The 19,472-nt window shown below is 65.3% G+C and carries 22 protein-coding genes and 1 riboswitch; of the genes, 6 read left to right on the top strand and 16 right to left on the bottom strand.

Going from position 1 to position 19,472, the window contains the following annotated elements:
• Window positions 1-108: 108 nt before the first annotated feature.
• The gene (locus ACX17K_RS12370) at window positions 109-756 is read right to left on the bottom strand and encodes a helix-turn-helix transcriptional regulator (RefSeq protein ID WP_493775031.1); all 648 of its coding nucleotides are present in this window, start codon (window positions 754-756) and stop codon (window positions 109-111) included.
• Window positions 757-1,044: 288 nt separating this feature from the next.
• Here ACX17K_RS12370 and ACX17K_RS12365 point away from each other — a divergent pair, with 288 nt between their 5' ends.
• The gene (locus tag ACX17K_RS12365; protein WP_493775030.1) at window positions 1,045-2,010 is read left to right on the top strand and encodes a threonine/serine dehydratase; all 966 of its coding nucleotides are present in this window, start codon (window positions 1,045-1,047) and stop codon (window positions 2,008-2,010) included.
• Window positions 1,997-2,932 carry an ornithine cyclodeaminase family protein gene (locus ACX17K_RS12360; RefSeq protein WP_493775029.1) on the top strand — a complete coding sequence of 312 codons (936 nt, stop codon included), beginning with the start codon at window positions 1,997-1,999 and terminating at the stop codon, window positions 2,930-2,932. The genes ACX17K_RS12365 and ACX17K_RS12360 overlap by 14 nt, the downstream gene beginning before the upstream one ends.
• A gap of 61 nt (window positions 2,933-2,993) precedes the next feature.
• Here the strand turns inward: ACX17K_RS12360 and ACX17K_RS12355 are convergent, their stop codons facing one another.
• A complete protein-coding gene (locus tag ACX17K_RS12355; protein ID WP_493775028.1) occupies window positions 2,994-4,019 on the bottom strand; it encodes a magnesium transporter in 1,026 nt (341 codons plus the stop codon).
• A 77-nt stretch (window positions 4,020-4,096) separates the two neighbouring features.
• A riboswitch (M-box (ykoK) riboswitch) is annotated at window positions 4,097-4,261 on the bottom strand.
• A 322-nt stretch (window positions 4,262-4,583) separates the two neighbouring features.
• On the opposite strand from ACX17K_RS12355, the gene ACX17K_RS12350 reads away from it, so the two are divergent.
• Window positions 4,584-5,363, top strand: a complete 780-nt coding sequence (locus ACX17K_RS12350; RefSeq protein ID WP_021476393.1) for an HAD-IIA family hydrolase — start codon at window positions 4,584-4,586, stop codon at window positions 5,361-5,363.
• A 50-nt stretch (window positions 5,364-5,413) separates the two neighbouring features.
• On the opposite strand, the gene ACX17K_RS12345 is transcribed toward ACX17K_RS12350, so the two are convergent.
• The 3 genes from ACX17K_RS12345 to ACX17K_RS12335 form a co-directional block, all read right to left on the bottom strand.
• Complete coding sequence (locus ACX17K_RS12345) at window positions 5,414-6,820, bottom strand: MFS transporter (RefSeq protein WP_493775027.1); 1,407 nt, start codon at window positions 6,818-6,820, stop codon at window positions 5,414-5,416.
• A gap of 81 nt (window positions 6,821-6,901) precedes the next feature.
• Entirely contained in the window at window positions 6,902-7,501 is a 600-nt protein-coding gene (locus ACX17K_RS12340; protein ID WP_493775026.1) for a hypothetical protein, read from the bottom strand.
• 93 nt (window positions 7,502-7,594) lie between these two features.
• Complete coding sequence (locus tag ACX17K_RS12335) at window positions 7,595-8,521, bottom strand: LysR family transcriptional regulator (protein ID WP_493775025.1); 927 nt, start codon at window positions 8,519-8,521, stop codon at window positions 7,595-7,597.
• 202 nt (window positions 8,522-8,723) lie between these two features.
• Here ACX17K_RS12335 and ACX17K_RS12330 point away from each other — a divergent pair, with 202 nt between their 5' ends.
• On the top strand, window positions 8,724-9,659 hold the full coding sequence (locus ACX17K_RS12330) for an alpha/beta hydrolase (RefSeq protein ID WP_493775024.1): 936 nt from the start codon (window positions 8,724-8,726) through the stop codon (window positions 9,657-9,659).
• Between the two features lie 9 nt (window positions 9,660-9,668).
• On the opposite strand, the gene ACX17K_RS12325 is transcribed toward ACX17K_RS12330, so the two are convergent.
• From ACX17K_RS12325 to ACX17K_RS12290, 8 genes are all read right to left on the bottom strand, one after another.
• Complete coding sequence (locus tag ACX17K_RS12325) at window positions 9,669-10,124, bottom strand: aminoacyl-tRNA deacylase (RefSeq protein WP_493775023.1); 456 nt, start codon at window positions 10,122-10,124, stop codon at window positions 9,669-9,671.
• A 14-nt stretch (window positions 10,125-10,138) separates the two neighbouring features.
• Window positions 10,139-10,762: a LysE family translocator gene (locus ACX17K_RS12320; RefSeq protein WP_231151848.1), complete on the bottom strand. Its 624-nt coding sequence runs from the start codon at window positions 10,760-10,762 to the stop codon at window positions 10,139-10,141.
• Between the two features lie 82 nt (window positions 10,763-10,844).
• Window positions 10,845-11,777, bottom strand: coding sequence for a LysR family transcriptional regulator (locus ACX17K_RS12315; RefSeq protein WP_493775022.1), 933 nt, complete (start codon window positions 11,775-11,777; stop codon window positions 10,845-10,847).
• A 234-nt stretch (window positions 11,778-12,011) separates the two neighbouring features.
• Complete coding sequence (locus tag ACX17K_RS12310) at window positions 12,012-12,503, bottom strand: BON domain-containing protein (RefSeq protein ID WP_493775021.1); 492 nt, start codon at window positions 12,501-12,503, stop codon at window positions 12,012-12,014.
• A gap of 4 nt (window positions 12,504-12,507) precedes the next feature.
• Window positions 12,508-12,897, bottom strand: a complete 390-nt coding sequence (gene msrB, locus ACX17K_RS12305; protein WP_493775020.1) for a peptide-methionine (R)-S-oxide reductase MsrB — start codon at window positions 12,895-12,897, stop codon at window positions 12,508-12,510.
• Window positions 12,898-13,056: 159 nt separating this feature from the next.
• Window positions 13,057-13,698, bottom strand: coding sequence for a histidine phosphatase family protein (locus ACX17K_RS12300; protein WP_493775019.1), 642 nt, complete (start codon window positions 13,696-13,698; stop codon window positions 13,057-13,059).
• 20 nt (window positions 13,699-13,718) lie between these two features.
• Window positions 13,719-15,080 (bottom strand): deoxyguanosinetriphosphate triphosphohydrolase, encoded by a 1,362-nt coding sequence (locus tag ACX17K_RS12295; protein ID WP_493775018.1) that lies wholly within the window; start codon window positions 15,078-15,080, stop codon window positions 13,719-13,721.
• A gap of 96 nt (window positions 15,081-15,176) precedes the next feature.
• Window positions 15,177-15,398, bottom strand: coding sequence for a YMGG-like glycine zipper-containing protein (locus ACX17K_RS12290; protein ID WP_493775017.1), 222 nt, complete (start codon window positions 15,396-15,398; stop codon window positions 15,177-15,179).
• 246 nt (window positions 15,399-15,644) lie between these two features.
• On the opposite strand from ACX17K_RS12290, the gene ACX17K_RS12285 reads away from it, so the two are divergent.
• The gene (locus tag ACX17K_RS12285) at window positions 15,645-16,214 is read left to right on the top strand and encodes a lysophospholipid acyltransferase family protein (RefSeq protein WP_493775016.1); all 570 of its coding nucleotides are present in this window, start codon (window positions 15,645-15,647) and stop codon (window positions 16,212-16,214) included.
• A gap of 61 nt (window positions 16,215-16,275) precedes the next feature.
• Here the strand turns inward: ACX17K_RS12285 and ACX17K_RS12280 are convergent, their stop codons facing one another.
• Window positions 16,276-16,833: a DUF1415 domain-containing protein gene (locus ACX17K_RS12280; protein ID WP_493775015.1), complete on the bottom strand. Its 558-nt coding sequence runs from the start codon at window positions 16,831-16,833 to the stop codon at window positions 16,276-16,278.
• A gap of 102 nt (window positions 16,834-16,935) precedes the next feature.
• Window positions 16,936-17,139 carry a cold-shock protein gene (locus tag ACX17K_RS12275; RefSeq protein WP_021475250.1) on the bottom strand — a complete coding sequence of 68 codons (204 nt, stop codon included), beginning with the start codon at window positions 17,137-17,139 and terminating at the stop codon, window positions 16,936-16,938.
• A 302-nt stretch (window positions 17,140-17,441) separates the two neighbouring features.
• Between ACX17K_RS12275 and ACX17K_RS12270 the strand changes: the two genes are divergently transcribed.
• Complete coding sequence (locus tag ACX17K_RS12270) at window positions 17,442-18,548, top strand: HD domain-containing phosphohydrolase (RefSeq protein WP_231151806.1); 1,107 nt, start codon at window positions 17,442-17,444, stop codon at window positions 18,546-18,548.
• 9 nt (window positions 18,549-18,557) lie between these two features.
• On the opposite strand, the gene ACX17K_RS12265 is transcribed toward ACX17K_RS12270, so the two are convergent.
• Complete coding sequence (locus ACX17K_RS12265; RefSeq protein WP_493775014.1) at window positions 18,558-19,403, bottom strand: dienelactone hydrolase family protein; 846 nt, start codon at window positions 19,401-19,403, stop codon at window positions 18,558-18,560.
• Window positions 19,404-19,472: the final 69 nt, after the last annotated feature.

Below are 19,472 nucleotides of genomic sequence, written 5' to 3'. Positions count from 1 at the left end.
GTTCAGTGCAAGGAATGCTGCGATCAGCGCAGACGCTGTGCAAGATTGAGTATATGCGCGACGGCGGCGCGGCAGGGGAAATTCGCCGCGCTCGGCCGCTTCGGCCCGCTATCCGTCCACGCCTTCGCGCAGCTCCTTGAGCCGTTTGTAGATGGTGGCGCGCCCCATGCCCAGCACATTGGCCACGTAGTTGACCGCGCTCTTGCCGCCGAACGCGCCTTCCGCGCGCAGCGCGTCCACCAGTTCCCGTTTTTGCGTCCGTCCCAGCGTGTTGAGGCTGGCGCCGCGCTCGCGCAGCCAGCCGTGCAGGAAGAGGTTGATCCGCTCCTGCCAGTCGTCGCGGAACAGCTCGGCCGGCTGCGGGCGCACGCCGGCGCCCTTGAGCAGGATGTCCAGCGCGCCGCGCATCTCGTCGAACACGGCGATATTGAAATTAAGGCACATCATGCCGGCGGGCCTGGCCTGGTCGTCGAACAGCACCGCGCTGACGCTGCGCATCCGGCGGCCGTCCCAGTTCAGCTTCTCATAAGGGCCGACCATCCGCTCGCGCGCCGTTCCCGGTATCTCTTCCAGCGCGGAATCGTCGCCCGGCTCGCGGCGGGACAGATTGTTGGCGATGTGGAGCACGGTCTGGTCGTGCAGATCGTGGATCACCACTTCGACATAGGGGTGGAACAAGGCGGCGACGCCGTCGGCGATATGGGCGTAGCGGTTGAGCAGCAGGTCTTTCGCCGGGGAGGGCGTGGTTCGGCGCATGGCGGCGGTGGCGTGGGAGTGATGGTTGAGATTATAGACAGTTTGTCTCGATTCTGGACAGCGTCGCCTGCATGTCGCACACGGCGCTTGGGTCGGAAAACCTTATTGATATCGCCGATATTCGACAATTTTCTGGTCAGAATTGGCGCAGGCCATGGCGCTTTCTATCGATCATTTTTTGTACTAATTGTCTATTTTGTAATTTTTGTCTATATTTATCCGAGACAAGCACCCATCTCCCGGCGGCCTCCATGCCCGCCGCCGGTCAAACCGACAGGACGCGACACCATGAATGATTTGTACCCGCGCATAGCGGACGCCCATCAAGCCTTGCGGCCGCAGGTCGCCGTCACGCCGCTGAGCCGCAGCCCGGTGCTGTCGGCGCTGACCGGCTGCGAGGTGTATCTGAAATGCGAGCATCTGCAGCATACCGGCTCCTTCAAGTTCCGCGGCGCCAGCAACAAGATGCGGCTGCTGGACGCGGCGTCCCGCCGTTTGGGCGTGGCCACGGTGTCCAGCGGCAATCATGGCCTGGGCGTGGCGCTGGCCGGCAAGCTGGCCGGCGTGCCGGTGACGGTGTACGCGTCGGCGGCGGCTTCGGCGATGAAGCTGGACGCGATCCGCGCCCACGGCGCGAAGGTGGTCGTGATCGACGCGCCGATGCTGGAAGTGGAGCTGGAGGCGGCGCGGCGCGCCGAGCGGGAAGGGCTGCCCTTCGTCCCGCCGTACAACGACATCGACGTCATCGCCGGCCAGGGCACGATAGGCATGGAGCTGGCCGAGCAGCATCCGGGCCTGGCGGCGGTGTTCGCGTCGGTGGGCGGCGGCGGCATGATTTCCGGCATCGGCGCCGCGCTGGAGGCGGTCAGCCCGGAGACCGAGATCGTCGGCTGCTGGCCTAGGGGTTCCCAGGCGCTGTACCGGAGCATGCTGGCGGGGGAGGTTGTCGAATGGGAAGAGCTGGACACCATTTCCGACGGCACCGCCGGCGGCGTGGAGCCGGGCGCCATCACGCTGCCCATCGCGCGGCGGGTGATAGGCCGCACCGCGCTGATGGACGAGGCCGAGATCAAGGCTGCGATGCGCAAGATGGCCGAGACCGAGCGCTGGATCGTCGAGGGCGCCGCCGGCGTCGCGGCGGCGGGGTTGATCCAGCTGGCCGAGCATTACCAGGGCAAGCCGGTGGCGGTGGTGCTGTGCGGCCGCAACATCAAGCTGGAGACATTCCTGGAGGCTTGCCATGCTGCTGCTTGACCGAGAGGCCATCGCCGCCCGTTTTGACGCGGACCGGGCGCTGGCCGCGGTGGAGGCGGGCTTCATCGCCTATTCGCGCGGCCAGGTCCAGACGGCGCCGGCGCAGAACTTCCGCTTCGCCGACGCCAACGGCGACTGCTGCGTCAAGTCCGCGCACATCGCCGGCGAGGAGGCGCTGGTGGTCAAGGTGTCCACCGGCTTCTACGACAATCCGTCGCGCGGGCTGCCCAGCAACGACGGCCTGATGCTGGCCTTGTCGGCTCGGGATGGCCGGGTGCTGGCGCTGCTGCAGGATCAGGGCTGGCTGACCACGATGCGCACCGCGCTGGCCGGTCGGCTGGCCGCCAGGCTGCTGGCGCCGTCGCAAGTCGCGCGCATCGGGATGCTGGGCGCGGGCGAGCAGGCGCGCGCCCAACTGGAGCAAGTGCGGGCGGCGACCGACTGCCGCGAGTTGAGCGTGTGGAGCCGGCAGCCGGCCCAGGCCGCGGCGTTTTGCGATTACGCCGCCACGCTGGGCTTCCGCGCGCGGCCGGCGGCCGATCCGCGCGAGGCGGCGGCGGAGTCGAATCTGATCATCGCCGCCACGCCGTCGCGCGAGCCTTTGCTGTGGCGCGGCTGGATCCGTCCGGGCACCCACATCACCGCGCTGGGCGCGGACGGCCTCGGCAAGCAGGAGCTGGACCCGGCCATCGCGGCCGAGGCCGACGTGGTGGTCGCCGATTCGCTGGCGCAGTGCGCGGCCTTTGGCGAGCTGTCGCACGCGGTGAAGGCCGGTTTGCTGGACCCGGCCCGCATTGTGGAGCTGGGCGACGCGCTGGCGCGGGGCGCACGCCTGCGGCGCAGCGACGACGACATCACGCTGGCGGATCTGACCGGCGTCGCCGCGCAGGACGCGGCCATCGCCGCCAGCGTGCTGGGCTGACGCCGGCGGCGAAACAATGAGAAACGGCCCCGGAAATCGGGGCCGCGCGGAAGGGCTGGGATCAGGCCAGGTCGGTGATGACCAGCTTGGCGATGTTGAAATAGATCACCAGGCCGGTGCCGTCGATGAAGGTGGCGATGAAGGGCGCGGACACCACGGCCGGGTCGATGCGCATCTTCTTCAGCACCATCGGGATGATGGACGACACGATGGCGCTCCACACCGTGATGGCCACCAGCGTCAGGCACACCACCAGCGCCACTTCGTTGCCCACGCCCAGCATCCAGGCGCGGAACAAGCCCACCAGGCCGATGGCCAGCGCGATCATCACCGAGGTGGTCACCTCCTTGCGCAGCACCGCGCCCAGGTTGCGCAGCCCCACCTCGCCGACAGCCATCGCCCGCACCAGGGTGGACGTGATCTGGGTGCCGCTGTTGCCGCCGGTGCCGATCAGGAGCGGAATGAAGAAGGCCAGCGCGATCACCGCCTCCAGCTGTTCCTCGAATACCTGCAAGATAGTGCTGGTGTAGGCCTCGGCGGCGAACAGCAGCAGCAGCCAGGGCAGGCGCTTCTTCCATAGCGCCCAGGGGCTGCTTTCCAGGTAGGGCGTGTCCAGCGGCAGGCTGGCGCCCTGGCGCTGGGCGTCGTCGGTCTCCTCGTCGCGGATCAACACGGCGATCTCGCGCTCGTACAGCGCGCCGGCCAGTTTGCCGCCGCTGACCACCGGCACGGTGTCGGGTGACTTTTCCTGAAGCTCCGGCGCCACATCGCGACGCAGCTGGCCGGGTTCGACCGAGTAATCGATGGGCTGCATCAGCGCGGACACCGGGCGGGCGTCGTCCTTCTCGGTGAGCAGGGTTTTCAGCGACAGCCGGCCGTGTAGAAAGCCGCTGTCGTCGGTGACGAAGATCTGGGCCGGCACGTCGTCGTCGCGCAACTGGCCCAACATGTGGGCGCGGGCGTCGCCGGCCCTCATGTCGCGCCTGAGCGTGATCAGCGATTCGCTCATGTAGGAGGCGACGGTTTCCTTCAGTTTGATTTCCGCCGCGTTGCCGGCGGCGAGGGTGTGGCTTGCTACGTAAGTCATGGTGAGAAACTCCCCGTTTAGCTGTTTGAACCGCAAACAGTTCTCAATGGGGGCGACAACCAGGAGGAGAGTGCAGGAAGCGATCTCCGCGTCTAGGTTTTGGCACTATGCAACGTATCCGTTGGAAGTCACTTTGGGCTAAACCTTAATCCGATAAAGCCTGTCCTAACCTTGGGCGTCTCTCGACGTCGTCAGATCAGTGACCTGTGTTTGCATAGGAGCCTCGCCGAACGAGACACTGCATCTTTATTTGAAGCGATGAACAAATGCCGGCGCGCATGGCGGATGCCGGTTCCGATCCTGTCTGAAACCGAGTCGCCGTTGCATGCCGAACAGACGGTCTGAATGTGAAAAGTTTTGTTTGTTCCATGGTTTTTTCGTTTTTAACGAATAAATATCGTTCGCATGTTTGTTTTCGCGCAATATCCTTGCGGGATGGCGATTGCGGGGTAGCCGGCGCAATCTGGCCATCTTGCCCCCGTGCTATGCTGTTCCGGTCGCGGCGGCATGCCGCGGCCCGCGATCGTGCCCGCGCAACCGGCACTCGTGTTCTGGATACACCGTATGAGCAAAAGCATCATTTCCGACATGGATGGCGTGATCTACCGCGGCAAGCAGCTGATTCCCGGCGCGCGCGAATTCATCCAGCTTCTGATCGACACCAAAACGCCTTTCCTGTTTCTGACCAACAACGCCGAGCAGACGCCGCTGGATCTGCGCTTGAAACTGGAAAGCCTGGGCATAGGCGGGCTGACCGAGGACAACTTCATCACCAGCGCGATGGCGACGGCGATGTTCCTGAAAAGCCAGACCCGCAAGGCGATGCCCACCGCCTACGTGGTGGGCGGGGCCGGCCTGATCAACGAGCTGTACAACGTCGGCTTTTCCATCTCCGAGTCCCACCCCGACTACGTGGTGGTGGCCAAGTCGCAGACTTTCAGCTTCGAGCAGATCAAGAAGGCGGTGCGCTTCATCGACCAGGGCGCCAAGTTCATCGGCACCAATCCGGACATGATCGACCCGATCGAGGGCGGCGGCTACGAGCCAGCGGCCGGCACGTTGTTGGCGGCGATAGAGGCCGCCACCGGCAAGAAGCCCTACATCGTCGGCAAGCCCAATTCATTGATGATGATGCTGGCCACCCGCAAGCTGGGCGTGCATCCGGAAGAGGCGGTGATGATAGGCGACCGCATGGACACCGACATCGTCGGCGGCCTGGAAGCCGGCATGTGCACCGCGCTGGTGTTGTCCGGCGTGTCCAGCCGCGAATCGATGGAGCAATTCCCCTACCAGCCGGACTACGTGTTCGGCAGCGTCGCCGACATCGACCCGCAGGCGCTGTGAGGCGGAGCGGGCGCTGTCGGCGCCCGTTTTTTTTGGCGAATGGCCGGGTCTTAATGCTGATGCCGGACCGGCAGGTCCGCGCCGTCGGCTTGTCCGGCCGCGCCGCGCGGGAACGCCCGCGGGCTGACCCAGGCGCCGATCAGCGCCAGCAGCGCCGACATCGCCAGGATGGGCAGCGCGTCCGGCGGCGCGGCCGGCCGGGCCAGCGCGTGGATCAGCATGCCGGCCAGCGCCAGCGCGATGCTGGACGACAGCGCGTCGCTCAATTGCAGCGCGGAGGCGTTGCTGCCTTGCTCGTCCGGCCGGGACAATTTCATCGTCAGCACCGACAGCATCGGGAAGCTCAGGCCGATGCCCAGGCCGGTCACCGCCCAGCCGGCCACCACCCATCCCGCATGCAGCGACAGTGCCGCCGCGGCCAGCGCGGAGGACAGGCCGGACGCCATCGCCGCGAAGCCTAGGGTCAGCCCGCGGCGGCGGGCGGCTTCGCCGTGCAGCCGCGCCTGGGTGGCGCTGCCCATGCTCCACATCAGCGCGCTGGCGGTGAGCGCCAGTCCAGCCGAACCCAGGCTCCAGTGGTAGCGGGTGGTCAAAATCAAGGGAATGAAGGCCTCGCTGGCGAAGAATGCGGCGGCGATCAGGCCGCGCATCGCCACCACCGAGGGCAGTCCTTCGGCGGCGCGCAGGCTGCCGGCGGGCAACAGGCGGCGTGCCGCGAAAAAGGCTAGCGCGAAGCCGACCGCGAGCGTCGGCAGCATGTACTGCGTTTGCGGCAGATGGCTGCTGCCGTGCAGGGCCAGCGCGCCGCCGGCGGCCAGCAGGCTCCAGCCCAGCCGCAGCCAGCGCATCGGTTTGGCGGCGCCGGCCGGTTTTTCCTGCCGGCTCAGGGCAGGCAGCAGCAGCGCGCCGGCGATCGGCGCCAGCGCCGCCACAGCCAGGAACACCGCGCGCCAGCCGAATATGTGGACCAGGCCGGCGGCGATGCCGGGGCCGATCAGCGCGGGCACCACCCAGGCGCCGGCGAACATCGCGAACAGTTTGGGATGCAGCGCGGGCGGCACCGCGCGGGACATGCCCACGTAGATGGCGACGCCCAGCAGGCCGGAGCCCAGGCCCTGCATCAACCGGCCCAGCACCAGCATGGACATGTCGGAAGCCGCGCCCGCCGCCAACAGGCCGGCGATGAAGGCGGCCAGGCCCAGCCAGGCGGAGCGGGCCGCGCCGTAGCGGTCGCAGATTTCGCCGCCCAGCGTCATGCCTACTACCGAGGTGGCCAGGGTGCCGCCGAAGGCGATCGCATAGTAATCCAGGCCGCCCAGCGCGGCGGCGACGGCGGGCATGGCCGCGGCGACGGCGATGGATTCGAAGGCCAGCAGCGAGATCAGCGCGATGCCGCCGATGCAGGCCGCGGTTCTGCCCTGGCTGAAGAGACTTTTATTTTTGACGGATGGCTGCATGGGAAAACTCTTGTAGCGGTAAGAACCGTCATGATGAAAGTTGAAGTTAACTTCAAGTCAAGGGCGATGGTTTTCGGCGTCTCACGCGCCGGGGCAGGCGTCGGGCAGATCGTTCAGGCCCTGGCTGTCGCGGCGGAAGCGGGCGGCGGGCTTGCCCTTGCCGTAATCGATGTCGATCACGTACAGACTGTCGAAATCGTTCTTGCCCCAGACTGGCACTTGAGCAGCGCCGTCCTTGCCGCCGTAGCGGCGCATGATGTCGGCGGCCAGCGCCTGCAGTTGCTTGTGTTCCCAGGCGATGTAGACCATCTTGCCGTGGCTCAGCGGATTGACCAGCTGTTGTCGCAGGCCGTCTATCGCCAGCATGTCGAACGCGGTGTTCACCGGCAGGCCCTGGGCGATGGCGGTGGGCTCTATCGTCGCCAGCGGGCGGATGTAGTTGAAGGTGCCGGCCGGGTCGCGCTTCTGGCTGGCGGTGGACGGCGCGTAGATCTGGTCCGCCTTGCCGTATTTGGCCGGCAGGGTCTTGATCAGCGCCAGCGAGCGGTTCAACCCCTTGCAGCTGAGCTGGCCGTAGCCGCCGTCCGGCTTTTCGCCATGGCGCAGCATGACCAGGGTCTGGGTATCGGCGAAGGCGGGCGCGGCGGCGAGCAGGGCCAGGCAAAGGAGGGCAGTTTTCATCGGCGGAGTCCATGAGGGGCGAAACGCCCATTTCGCGCTAGCGCCGCGCTGGATGCAAGCGGAATCGCACATCGGCGCGGCCGGCTCTCCGATTCAGCCATTCCGGGCTGGCTGGGCGTCCCGTTTTTCGATCAGGAAATCCATCAGGGCCCGCACCCGGGGCGGCATTTGCGCGCGCGACGGCACGTAGAGGTAAAAGCCGGGAAACGGCGGACACCATGGCCGCAGCACGCGGACCAGCCTGCCGTCTGCCAGATAGGGCCGCAGCGCCAGATCCAGATGCTGGATCAGGCCGCCGCCCTGCAAGGCCGCGCGGATCATGCTTTCGTCGTCGTTGGTGGTGTAATTGCCCAGCGGTTCCACGGTGAAGTCCCGGCCGGCCTCGCCCGGCGCGGAGAATTCCCAGTGGAAGATGGCGCCGCTGGTGGTGTGGCGGAAGCGTACGCAGTTGTGCCGCGCCAGATCTTCCGGCGAGGCCGGTTCGCCGTGGCGGGCGAAGTAGTCCGGCGAGGCCGCCACCGCCATTTCCAGCCGCGGCGAAATCGGCACCGCGGTCACGTGTTCGGCCAGGCTCTGCCCCAGGCGGATGCCGGCGTCGCAGCCGTCGGCGATGATGTTGGCCAGGCCGTCGTCCATGATCAGCTCCAGCTTCAGCTTGGGATGGCGCGCCAGGAATTCGGCCAGATGCGGTTCCACCAGCAGTTTGGCTGCGCTTCTGGATGTATTGACCCGCAGCAGGCCGGCCGGCTCGTCCCGGCTTTCGCCTATGCCGCGCACCGCGGCCTTGATCGACAACAGCGCCGGAAACAACGTGTCGTACAGCCGCTGGCCTTCCTCGGTCAGCGACATGTCGCGGGTGGTGCGGTAGAGCAGCTTGACGTTCAGCCTCTGCTCCAGCGCCTTCAGGTTTTGCGACAGCGCGGCGCGCGATACGCCCATTTCCGCGGCCGCGCGGGTGAAGCTGCGGTGATGGGCGACATGGGCGAACCAGGCCAGAGAGGGAAGCAGCGTAGGGTCCATGGCAGCTTGATTGTAAATTTCAGCTTAGCACTGTAGTCGTTATTGTGGTCTTGTTCAATATCAATGCTCTCCCTACCATGCATTCACAGATGCCGGACCTGCTGTTCGGCTTGGGAAAACACCATGGACAGGCGCTTGCCCGTCCATCTTCAAACGCAAGAGGCCTGCAAGCGCGACAAGCGCCGGAGGCCGGGAGAGCATCATGGCGGACAGCCGCATCAAGAAAGTCAGTTACCGCAACCTGGGCTGGAGCTCGGCGGCGGATCTATACCTGCCGCCGGACTTCGACGAAGGCCGGCGCTATCCGGCCATCGTCAGCACCCATCCGATAGGCAGCTGCAAGGAACAGACCGCCGGCAATGTCTACGCCGCTGCGCTGGCCCGCGAGGGCTTCGTCGTCATCGCCTTCGACGCCAGCTTCCAGGGCGAGAGCGGCGGAGAGCCGCGCTTCATCGAAGACCCGTCGATCCGGGTGTCCGACATCCGCTTCGCCATCGACTACCTGGTGACGCTGCCCTATGTCGACGCGGCGTGCATCGGCGCCATCGGCATCTGCGGAGGCGGCGGCTACACCATCAACGCCGCGATGAGCGACCGCCGCATCCGGGCGCTGGCCTCGATCACCGGGGTGAATTTCGGCAGGCTGAGCCGCGAGGCCTTCAGCAACTTCGATCCCATCGGCGCGCTGCAGGCGATGGCCGAACAGCGCACCGCCGAAGCTCGCGGCGAAGCGCGGCATGTCATCAACTACCTGCCGCCGTCGCTTGAGGCCGCGATGAGCGCCGGCGTCGCCGACATCGACGCGCTGGAGGCCACCGATTACTACAAGTCGCCGCGCGGCAGCCAGCCCAACGGCGCCACCAGCGGGCTGTTTTCGTTCAACAGCGCGGCGATGGCCTGGGACGCCTTCGCCCACGCCGAGCTGCTGCTGACCCAGCCGCTGCTGGTGGTGACGGGTGACAAGCCGGGCGGTTTCGGCGCCTACCGCGACAGCTGCGAAATCCATGGCCGCGCGGCGTCCAAGACCAAACAGCTGGCGGTGATCGAGGGTTGGTCGCACTATGATCTGTATGACCGTCCCGAGCCGGTGGCGCTGGCGCTGGAAAAGCTGATCCCCTTTTTCAGGGAACAGCTGTAAACCGCGGCGTCATTCGTACCAGATCGACACGCGGTTCAGTTCCGCCAGGGCGCGGGGAGAGATCTTCAGCGTCCTGAGCGGATCGCCGGCGCCGCCGTAGACGAAGTCGTGGGCTAGCAGCAAGCGGTCCATCGCGCAGGGCAGATCCAGGCCCAGCAGCGGCACCGCGCCGGCGTCGCAGCCGGTGATCTCCCGCACGCGGCGGCGGTTGGCCAGCCGGGCCTGGCCGCGGCCCAGCGTTTGCGCCAGTTTGTCCCAGTCCACGCCGTTCCGCCCGCCGGACAGGATGCAGGCGAAGATGTCGCCGTCCGCCTCCACGATCAGCGTGGGGGCGGTCTGGGCCATGGCGATGCCGAAGTAGGCCGCGCCCTCCCGGGCCGAGCGCAGCGGCTTGCCGTGTTCCAGCACCTCGCCGCCGTGGCACGACGCCAGCGCGGCGAACGCTTCCGGATCCCATTCCGTCATTCTTCCCCGCATCGTCACACCATCAGGATGCGCAGGCCCAGCAGCAGCATCAGCGCGCCGCCGCAGCCGTCTATCCACCGGCTTTTGCGGTGCAGGCCGCTCAGGATGGACGGGTGCGAGATCAGCAACGCCAGCAATGCGTACCAGCCGAAATCCAGTCCCATCGCGGTGACGATCAGCAGCACCTGGCTGCCGGCAGGCATGTCGGCGGTGACGAACTGGCTGAGCAGGGCGACGAACATCACCGCCAGGTGCGGATTGGACAGCGATACCGCCAGGCCGGTGCGCGCGGCGCGCCAGGCTGAGGTCGGCGCGGCGGCGGAGATTTCGTTGCTGGCGGCCCGCGCCGGACGGGACGCCGCGCGCAAGCCCTGCACGCCCAGCCAGATCAGATAGGCCGCGCCGAGGCAGGAGATGATCTTGAACAGCAGCGGATGCGCCGCCATCACCATCGCCAGCCCCTGGGCGGCGGCCAGCGCGTACAGGCCCACGCCCAGCGCGTGTCCCATCGCGGCGGCCAGGCCGCCGCCGCGCCCGCCGCGGGCAGTCTGCTGCAATACCATCGCCAGGCTGGGGCCGGGCGACATCGCGCCCAGCATGCACACGGCGGCGAATTGCAGCCAGGTGGTCCAGGTCATAGCTTTCTCCTTGTTTGATGACAGTCCGGACAAAGTCTATGAGCTGGGCGCGGCGGACAGAACCGCCATCGGCGGATAGCCGCTATGCGTTCTCAGAATACTTGCTGACGCCGTGGATGGAGTGGTGCAGCACGTCGAACACGTGGCCGCGGAACCAGCGGTGCGCCGGGTCCTTGTCCGCCCGGCCGTGCCACAGCAGCCAGTAGCGGTAGGTGTAGTCGATGAAGGGCATGGCCTTGGCATGCACCGGAAACTGGCGCTGGAAGCGGATGGCCAGGTGCTCCGGCAGCGTCAGCAGCAGCTGGCTGCGCGAGACGATGCTCAGCGCCGACACGAAATAGGGCGTGGCGATGCGGACTTGGCGGGACTGGCCTTGTTGCGCCAGCTGGATGTCGACGAAGCCGTCCTTGTCGCTGGCGGAGCTGACGCGCGCGTGCGGCCAGGCCAGGTAGTCGTCCCGCTCCAGCGCGGGTTTGTTCCGCAATGGATGGTCGTCGGCCATCACGCACATCGGCTGGTCCTGGCCCAGCGACTTGCCGTAGATATTGTCTGGCACCTCGTCGGCGATGGTGGAAACCAAGTCCGCGCTCCCATCCACCAGCATGTCGAAGCGGCCGGCCTGCCAGGGGAGGAACTTCAGGCGCATGTCCGGCGCTTGCGGCAGCACCCGGTCCAGAATGTCCGGCAGCATGTACTCGGCCAGGTAATCGGAGCCGGCGAAGGAAAACTCCCGTGCGCAGATGGATGGATCGAACTGCGGCGGCTGGTACAGCCGCTCCACCTGCTCCAGCACCGTCTTCAGCCCCAGGCGCAGCTCTTCCGCCCGCTCGGTCAGCACGAAGCGCTGTCCTTCGCGCAGCAGCAGCGGGTCCTGGAACTGCGCGCGCAGCTGCACCAGGTGGCGGCTCATCGCCGACTGGGTCAGCCCTAGCTTGTCTGCTGCGCGGGTGAGGTTGCGCGTTTCCAGCAGCGCCTCCAGCGAGCGCAGCAGGTTCAGGTTGAGGGGGAGAGGCATCGGGTATCCGTCATTGTCGGGCGATCATCGGCCCGGTTCGTTTTGCGTGATCTCTGGATTGTGGGGTGGGCGAAGGTTTTAGGGAAGCGGTTGGCGAGGGCGCGTGATCGAGGGAGGCAGCCGTCATGATTTGGCGGCAATGACTGATGATGGCGGCGGCAATTGTCCACCAGCCACCGAGCCGGCTCGTTTAAGAGCATGCAAGGCGAAGACGCGCCAGATGCGCGGGGTTCGCTATCTCTCTGGCATGACTGCGTAATTTGGTTTGCCGGAGCCAACGGTGATGTTCGCAATCACCAGTTGCACGTCCGGAGTCCGCTTGATGAAGGCTTCGATGCCTGCGGCGGCATTCCGGCTGCGGACGCAGCCTTCCACGTAAACGAAGCGGCGCTGCACGGTAAGCCACAAGCTGGCGTCGGCGAAGCGGCGGCTTTGGGCGAAGCGCCGCCGCAGGCCGGCGGCGATATCCGCGTCGTACATATAGGCATTGGGCTTCGCGCATTGCTTGGCCAGCCAGCAGCTGGTGCCGCGCTCGATGCGCGAATGCGCCTGCTGTTTCATCTCCGCCTCGGTGGCGAATGGGCCCAGAGGAACCGGGCAGGCCGCTATCCGGTTGCGCACCTGGATGAACGGGTCGTTGAACCAGTTCTTGACCGGCGGGGCGGCGCGCGCCGCCCCGCATGCCAGTATCAGGCAATATCCCAGATTCCAGGCGCGGGCGCGCATGAGCTTATTCCGCCTTGAAGTTCATGCACACCGAGTTGATGCAGTAGCGCTCGCCGCTCGGCTCCGGGCCGTCTTCGAACACGTGGCCGAGGTGGGCGTCGCAATGCGAGCAGCGAACTTCCACGCGCACCATGCCATGGGAGGTGTCGGTGATGCGGGCGATGTTGGCGCCGGCGGCTTCGGCCCAGAAGCTGGGCCAGCCGCAGCCGGCGTCGAACTTGGTGTCGCTATGGAACAGCAGGGCGCCGCAGCAGACGCAGAAGTAGTCGCCCTTCTTGTTGTGGAAGTAGTGTTCGCCGCTGAACGGGCGCTCGGTGCCGGATTGGCGGGCCACGCGATACTGTTCCGGCGTCAGCTGCGCGCGCCATTCGGCGTCGGTTTTCTCTATGGTCATGGCGGGTGTCCTTGTGTCGTCCGGCCCGGCTTGCCGGGCGCTTGATGGTTGGTCGCCGCGCGGGCGGCTTTCTTACCGGAGACTAACAAATTCCCGCCGGCGCGTGGAGGGTGTAGTCCCGGCGGCGCGGGCGCTTCCGGACGCTCGCCGCGGGCTGGGTTATTGGATTTCGTCGAGCGCGCCGCTGAGGTGGGATTCGTCGGCCCAGCGGCGCAGCGTCCAGCCGCCGTCCTGATAGTCCAGCCAATTCAGCGCGGCGTTGGGAATGGGGAAGTCGCGCTTGTCTTCCAATGGTTTGGACGTGGCGGCGCGGTAGATGATGTCCAGCACGCCGCCGTGGGTGACGATCAGCACGTTTTCGCCGGGATGCAGCGCGGCGATGCTGGCCAGCCCATCCAGAATGCGGGCGCGGAAACGGCGCAGGCTTTCTCCGCCTTCCAGGTCGAAGTCCGGATCGCGAGCCTGGTGCTGGCGGTAGAGGTCGGGAATTTGCTCGGCCGCTTCCGCATAGGTAAGACCCTGCAGCGCGCCCATATGGCGCTCGCGCAGCTGCGGCGTGTAGTGGGCGTTGAGTTGCAGGCGGGTTTGCAGCGGAGCGGAAGTTTGCCGGGTGCGGATCAGGTCGCTGACGTACAGCGCCTGGAAGGCGTGGTCGGGCCGGAAGGCCTGGGCCAGCTGGCTGGCTTGCTCCAGGCCGGTGTGGTTGAGGGGGATGTCGGTATGGCCTTGCAGCCGGTATTCGCGATTCCAGTCGGTTTCGCCGTGGCGAACCAGGCAGAAGCGGGTAACGGGCTGAGTCATTGTCGCCTTTCTCTGAATATCTACAGAATGCCGACGCCGGACAGTTCGCGCGCCAGGTTGGCGGCGTAGTTGTCAGTCATGGCGCCGACGAAGTCCAGCACCTTCATGTAGGCCTGGTAAAGGCTGTCGCCTTTTTGAATATGGCCGTCCAGCAGGCCCATCGCCAGGTGCGCGCGCGGGGTGAGTTCCTTGTCGTCCTTGGTGACGAAGGCGTGCACCGCGGGCACCAGCACATTGAGGATGGTGGCGATGCAGGGATAGGAGGCCAGCTCGGTCACCAATTTGGTGCGGTGGCGGTACACCTTGTTGCTGGCCAGATCCTTGGCTTGCAGCAGCGCGTCCTGAACGGCGGGATCGCACAGATTGATCAGGTCCTTGGCCGGAAACTCGCCGCGCAGCAGCGAGGGGTGGTGCATCATGAATTTTTCCGCCACTTCGGTCACGCAGCGGCCGATGGCCACGCCGCGCAGGGTGCCGCACTTTTGGCGGACATCGTGCATGCCCCACACGCGCTCGTGTTCGGAGAAGCCGGAGAACAGCGTCTCGAATTCCTTGAAATCCAGGATGCCGATCTCGACCGCGTCTTCTAGGTCCAGAATCGCGTAGCAGATGTCGTCGGCCGCCTCCATCAGATAGGACAGCGGATGGCGGCTCCATTGCAGCGGCCCATGGCGCAGCAGGCCCAGCTCCCCGGCTACCCGTTCGAAATACGGTAGCTCGGTGCGGTAGATGTTGAACTTGTCGCGCTCGTAAGCCGACGGCGCGTCGGCGGTCCACGGATATTTGATCAGCGTGCCCAGCGCGGCGGAGGTGAGGCGCATGCCGCCCTCGCCGTTGTACATTTCCAGCGTGGCCAGCATTCTGAGGCCGTGGGCGTTGCCTTCATAGGTTTGCACGTCGCGGATTTCAGCGTCGTTCAGCGCGCGCAGCCAATGGGCGTTGCGCTCGTCGCGGAACCAGTCGCGCAGCGCGTATTCGCCGGTATGGCCGAAGGGCGGATTGCCGATGTCGTGCGCGAGGCAGGCTACTTGCACCACGGCGCCGATATCGTGCGGCGTGTAGCCGGCAGGCAACAGGCCGTCGTGTTCCAGCATCACGCCCACGCGGTTGCCCAGGCTGCGCCCCACGCTGGCGACTTCCACGCTGTGGGTGAGGCGGTTATGGGTGTGATCGTGGCGGGCCAGCGGGTGAACCTGGGTCTTGCGGCCCAGGCGGCGGAAGGCGCTGGAGAAAACCACGCGGTCGTGGTCGATGTGGAAGTCGGTTCGCAGGCCGGAGCCGCCCTCTTGGGTGGCCGGGGTGCGGGTCTCCTTCACTTCGCCCTGGATGATCTTGAAACGGCGGGTGGAGAGCAGGCTCTCCCAGTTCATGGTTTGGCTCATGGCTTGGCCCGGTGTGGATTCCATCAGGATGATAGGGGTGCGGGCCTTAAAACAAAAGAGCCAGCGCTTGAGCTGGCTCTCTATGTGCGCCTGGGCTTAGTGACGGCCGGTCTGGTGGCCGATCACGCCGCCGACGGCGGCTCCGCCTACGGTGCCGAGGGCGCTGCCGCCGGTAAGCACGGAGCCCAGTACAGCGCCGCCGACGGCGCCGATGGCAGTGTTCTGTTGGCGATGCGACATATTGGCGCAGCCGGAGAGCGTGGCGATGGCGATCAGTCCGGCGGCGGCGAGTTTCAGGCTGGTCTTGGCTGTGTTCATTATCAAGGTCCTACAGGGGTGAGATATAGGTTTTTGGCAGTCGTCGTCGGCGACAGTTCCGTTCGGTATGTTACTGATTGTTATAGATTGACGCAGGCGGCGACGGGTGGTTTGCGCTATGGTCTTTACTGTTAGTGTTTCATTTAGTACATTCAGCGCCTTCCACGTGTTTGGCGCTGTCCCGACGCAGGGCCGCGCCATGGGCCGCCCTTGCGCGCGGAACCGCGCCGTTGCAACAGGGCAGTCATGCATTTCACCATTTTCGATACCCCAATCGTCCGCGATCTGTTTCGCTGGCTGTCCATCGTCATGCTCAAGCTTTGCGGCTGGAAGCTGAAAGGCGAGTTTCCCATGCTGGACAAGTACGTGATGATAGGCGCGCCGCATACCAGCAACTGGGACTTTCCGATTACGCTGGGCCTGTGCTTCGCCGCCCGCGCCAAGATCTACTGGATGGGCAAGCACACGCTGTTCAAGGGGCCGATGGGGCCGGTGATGCGCTGGCTGGGCGGCGTGCCGGTGATGCGGCATCAGAACAATTCGCTGGTGCAGCAGATGGTGGACGTGTTCCAGCGCAGCGACAGGCTGGTGCTGGCGATTCCGCCGGAAGGCACGCGCAAGGCGGTGAAGGAGTGGAAGACCGGTTTTTACCACATCGCCTGCGGCGCGGGCGTGCCGATCGCGCTGGCCTACCTGGACTATGGGCGCAAGGAGGGCGGTTTCGGGCCGCTGTTTCAGCCTAGCGGCGATATCGCCGCGGACATGCCCAAAATCCAGGCCTTCTATGCGGACAAGCAAGGCCGTTATCCGCGTTGAGGCGGGGACGTAAACGACAAAGCGCAGCCATGGGGCTGCGCTTTTTGTTTGGCGGCGCGTCTTATTCGGACGGCTTGGGCGCGAATATCGCTTTCCAGCCGGCCAGGCCCAGCTTTTGAAGCGTTTCGATATTGCGCTCGTAGATGGCCTCGGCCTCCGGAAACGCTTCCACCGCGCGGTCTATGCTGGCTTCGCGGATCAGATGCAACGTCGGATAGGGCGAGCGGTTGGTGTAGTTGTCGATATCGTTGACGCCGGTGCCGTCGAACTGGAACTTGGGGTGGAAGCTTGCCACCTGGATTACGCCGTCCAGATTCAGGTCTTCGACGATGGCGTCGGCGATATCCAGGAATTCATTGAAATCCAGGAAGCGGGACAGCGTATTCGGGTGCACCAGCAGCGTGGTGTCTATTTCCTGCGGGTCGGTGTCGGCCAGCAGCTTCAGCTCGGCGGCCAGCTCTTCAGCCAGTTGTTGCGGATTGGCGGCTTCGCTGACCTGAATGCGCACCTGGTTCTTCACGTATACGGACTTGGCGAACGGGCACAGATTGAGGCCGATCACGGCTTTCTCCACCCACTCGAGGGTGGCGGCGATCACGGTTTCGTGGTTGTCGGACATGCGGGCTCCGATGGCAGTGGCGCGGATCTGCTCGGTCAGAATGCAAAAAACCCGGACGAATCCGGGTTTTCTCATCACTGCCAAGTGATCTCTCGAGAGAGATTAGATGGGCTGGATGTTGGAGGCTTGCTTGCCCTTCGGACCTTCGACGATGTCGAAGCTCACGCGCTGTTGCTCAGACAGGGAGCGGAAGCCCTTGGCGTTGATCTGGGAGAAGTGAGCGAATACGTCGTCGCCGCCTTCGTCCGGGGTGATGAAGCCAAAGCCTTTGGAGTCGTTAAACCACTTAACAATGCCGGTTGCCATTTTGTTAAATTCCTCAAAACGAGCAGTTGAATAAAAGGCACGAAGATCAAGGGAAATGGCGACTGAGGTACGGCTATTGCCACTACGACAACTACACATCACACAACTTGAGCATCCTGCGGGGGGAATAGTGCCTCTAGTTGCACGCCATGGCAAGCGTTTTCTGCAGGTGTGATCTGTTTTTACGAATATTTCAATACATTTGGACAGGATGTTTACATTGAACGGCGCGGCGCGTGTCGGGATGCGGAGCCGCCGTGCTTGCATATACTGGATAAGACGCCAATCCGAAGGGGTTCCATATGGCCACGCAGCAACTGATGCCGGAAATCATCGATCCCATTGCGTTCCAGGACTTTCGCGACGCAGTGTCCGATTACGCGCCGCAACTCGAACAGCTGGTTTGCCAGCTGGAGGACGGCAGCGGCAATGGGGAGAAAATCGCGCAGTTGTTCCGCATCCTGCACAGCATCAAGGGCGACGCCAGCCTGTGTCAGGTGCACTTCGTCGAGCCTTATATGCATGTGCTGGAGCATTTGCTGGACCGGGTCCGGCGCAAGGAGCTGCCATATCTGGACGTGCTGGGCGATGTGCTGCTGCTGGTGATGGACCGGCTGGTGCTGATGCTGGACGCGGTCGCGGACGATGCCCCCCTGGATGACTTGCGGATGGACGCCTTGCGGATGAGGCTGGACCCTTTGCTGGACAAGAGCGCCGAAGAGCTGCCCCAGGCCTGCGCCTGGCTGGTGGCCAGCATGATGGGGCATCCGCCCGTTGTCGCGCAGGCGGCCGCCGAACAAACCGGGACGCATGGCGGCCATCGATTTGCCGACCTGCAGTTTTTCCGGTCGCTGGCGGTACAGCTGGAACATCGTCTGCCGGCTTATGCCGGCCGCACCGAGCGCAACCTGGCGCTTGCGCTAGAAACCAATCGCCTGGCCAAGCAGCCGCTGCCGATGGAGCAATTGGCAGCCGCCATCTATATGCACGATATCGGCATGATGCTGTTGCCGGAGTCGATGTGGCTGAAAGCCGGTCAGCTGAGCGATGAGGAACGGCGTGATCTGTCCGCGCATCCGGGTTGGGCGGCGGGGCTGCTGGAGCGCATGCCGGGTTGGGAGGAGGCGGCAGCGATGGTGGCCCAGCACCATGAGCGTCCGGACGGCAGCGGCTATCCGGACGGGCTGCGTGACGGCGCCATCTGTTCTGGCGCTTGCGTGCTGGCGCTGGTGGACGCGTTCGAATCGGTGATGCTCAAGCACGCCCAGCAAGGCCAGCGCCGCTCGATGCTGCGGGCGGTGGCCGAGCTGAACGCGTCGGAGCGGCAGTTCGATCCCTACTGGCTGCAGCTGTTCAACCAGGTGGTGCGCACCCGGCTGGAGCTGGGCAATGTGGTCGGCGGCGGATAAGCGGCCGGCTCAGTGGACGCCATGGCGGGCGAACCAGTCCAGCATCCTGCGCCAGGCGTCCTGGGCATCCCGCGGGTGGTAGCTGGGGCGGTAGTCGGCGTTGAAGCCGTGGCCGGCGTCGGGATAGACGACGATCTCGCTGTCCTTGCCCGCGGCGTTCAGCGCGGCTTTCATTTTCTCCACGCCGGCGAGCGGAATGCTTTGGTCCTGTCCGCCGTACAGTCCCAGCACCGGCGCCTTCAACTCGCCGACGATGTCCAGCGGCTGGCGCGGCGCATTGGCGCTTGCCGGTCCCTCAAGCTTGCCGTACCAGGTCGCGGCCGCTTTCAACTGCGGGTTGTGAGCGGCGTAGAGCCAGGTCTGGCGTCCGCCCCAGCAGAATCCGGTGACGGCCGCGCGCTTGAGGTCGGCGCCGTGCGCGCCAGCCCAGCGCCAAGTGGCGTCCAGGTCGCTCTGCACCTCGCTGTCCGGCACCTTGGAGACGATGTCGCGCAACAGGCTGTCGATGTCCGGCGCCTGCGCCGGATTGCCGTGGCGGAAATACAGTTCCGGCGCCACGGCCAGGTAACCCTGCTTGGCCAGCCGGCGGCACAAGTCCTGGATATGCTCGTGCACGCCGAAGATTTCCTGGATCACGATCACCAGCGGCCAGGGGCCGTCGCCTTGGGCCGGACGGGCGTAGTAGCCGGACATCGCTCCTTTGCCGGTGTCGATGTCCGGATGGCCGGTCTGCAGTTGCAGGCTGTCGGTGAGGATGGTGCTGGCGGCGATGGGTTGCACGGCCAGGGCGAAGCCCAGGCTGCCCGCGCCGGCGAGAAAGCTGCGGCGGGGAAGGGATGCGCTGTTGTCGCTCATGTCGGGGTGACTCCTTTATCGGGGGCTGGGACTGGTGTCCGCGCCGATTTTCGATAAAATTTGAATAAA

It is taken from the genome of Chromobacterium sp. INPA-IVC (assembly GCF_059047085.1).
The sequence above is the reverse complement of the archived record's forward strand: the minus strand, read 5'-3'. Positions and strand labels throughout refer to the sequence as shown.

Excerpts from the sequence above, each read along its gene's own strand:
- ACX17K_RS12370 (WP_493775031.1), bottom strand. The coding sequence starts at position 756 with ATGCGCCGAACCACGCCCTCCCCGGCGAAAGACCTGCTGCTCAACCGC.
- ACX17K_RS12365 (WP_493775030.1), top strand. The coding sequence starts at position 1,045 with ATGAATGATTTGTACCCGCGCATAGCGGACGCCCATCAAGCCTTGCGG.
- ACX17K_RS12360 (WP_493775029.1), top strand. The coding sequence starts at position 1,997 with ATGCTGCTGCTTGACCGAGAGGCCATCGCCGCCCGTTTTGACGCGGAC.
- ACX17K_RS12355 (WP_493775028.1), bottom strand. The coding sequence starts at position 4,019 with ATGACTTACGTAGCAAGCCACACCCTCGCCGCCGGCAACGCGGCGGAA.
- ACX17K_RS12350 (WP_021476393.1), top strand. The coding sequence starts at position 4,584 with ATGAGCAAAAGCATCATTTCCGACATGGATGGCGTGATCTACCGCGGC.
- ACX17K_RS12345 (WP_493775027.1), bottom strand. The coding sequence starts at position 6,820 with ATGCAGCCATCCGTCAAAAATAAAAGTCTCTTCAGCCAGGGCAGAACC.
- ACX17K_RS12340 (WP_493775026.1), bottom strand. The coding sequence starts at position 7,501 with ATGAAAACTGCCCTCCTTTGCCTGGCCCTGCTCGCCGCCGCGCCCGCC.
- ACX17K_RS12335 (WP_493775025.1), bottom strand. The coding sequence starts at position 8,521 with ATGGACCCTACGCTGCTTCCCTCTCTGGCCTGGTTCGCCCATGTCGCC.
- ACX17K_RS12330 (WP_493775024.1), top strand. The coding sequence starts at position 8,724 with ATGGCGGACAGCCGCATCAAGAAAGTCAGTTACCGCAACCTGGGCTGG.
- ACX17K_RS12325 (WP_493775023.1), bottom strand. The coding sequence starts at position 10,124 with ATGACGGAATGGGATCCGGAAGCGTTCGCCGCGCTGGCGTCGTGCCAC.
- ACX17K_RS12320 (WP_231151848.1), bottom strand. The coding sequence starts at position 10,762 with ATGACCTGGACCACCTGGCTGCAATTCGCCGCCGTGTGCATGCTGGGC.
- ACX17K_RS12315 (WP_493775022.1), bottom strand. The coding sequence starts at position 11,777 with ATGCCTCTCCCCCTCAACCTGAACCTGCTGCGCTCGCTGGAGGCGCTG.
- ACX17K_RS12310 (WP_493775021.1), bottom strand. The coding sequence starts at position 12,503 with ATGCGCGCCCGCGCCTGGAATCTGGGATATTGCCTGATACTGGCATGC.
- msrB (WP_493775020.1), bottom strand. The coding sequence starts at position 12,897 with ATGACCATAGAGAAAACCGACGCCGAATGGCGCGCGCAGCTGACGCCG.
- ACX17K_RS12300 (WP_493775019.1), bottom strand. The coding sequence starts at position 13,698 with ATGACTCAGCCCGTTACCCGCTTCTGCCTGGTTCGCCACGGCGAAACC.
- ACX17K_RS12295 (WP_493775018.1), bottom strand. The coding sequence starts at position 15,080 with ATGAGCCAAACCATGAACTGGGAGAGCCTGCTCTCCACCCGCCGTTTC.
- ACX17K_RS12290 (WP_493775017.1), bottom strand. The coding sequence starts at position 15,398 with ATGAACACAGCCAAGACCAGCCTGAAACTCGCCGCCGCCGGACTGATC.
- ACX17K_RS12285 (WP_493775016.1), top strand. The coding sequence starts at position 15,645 with ATGCATTTCACCATTTTCGATACCCCAATCGTCCGCGATCTGTTTCGC.
- ACX17K_RS12280 (WP_493775015.1), bottom strand. The coding sequence starts at position 16,833 with ATGTCCGACAACCACGAAACCGTGATCGCCGCCACCCTCGAGTGGGTG.
- ACX17K_RS12275 (WP_021475250.1), bottom strand. The coding sequence starts at position 17,139 with ATGGCAACCGGCATTGTTAAGTGGTTTAACGACTCCAAAGGCTTTGGC.
- ACX17K_RS12270 (WP_231151806.1), top strand. The coding sequence starts at position 17,442 with ATGGCCACGCAGCAACTGATGCCGGAAATCATCGATCCCATTGCGTTC.
- ACX17K_RS12265 (WP_493775014.1), bottom strand. The coding sequence starts at position 19,403 with ATGAGCGACAACAGCGCATCCCTTCCCCGCCGCAGCTTTCTCGCCGGC.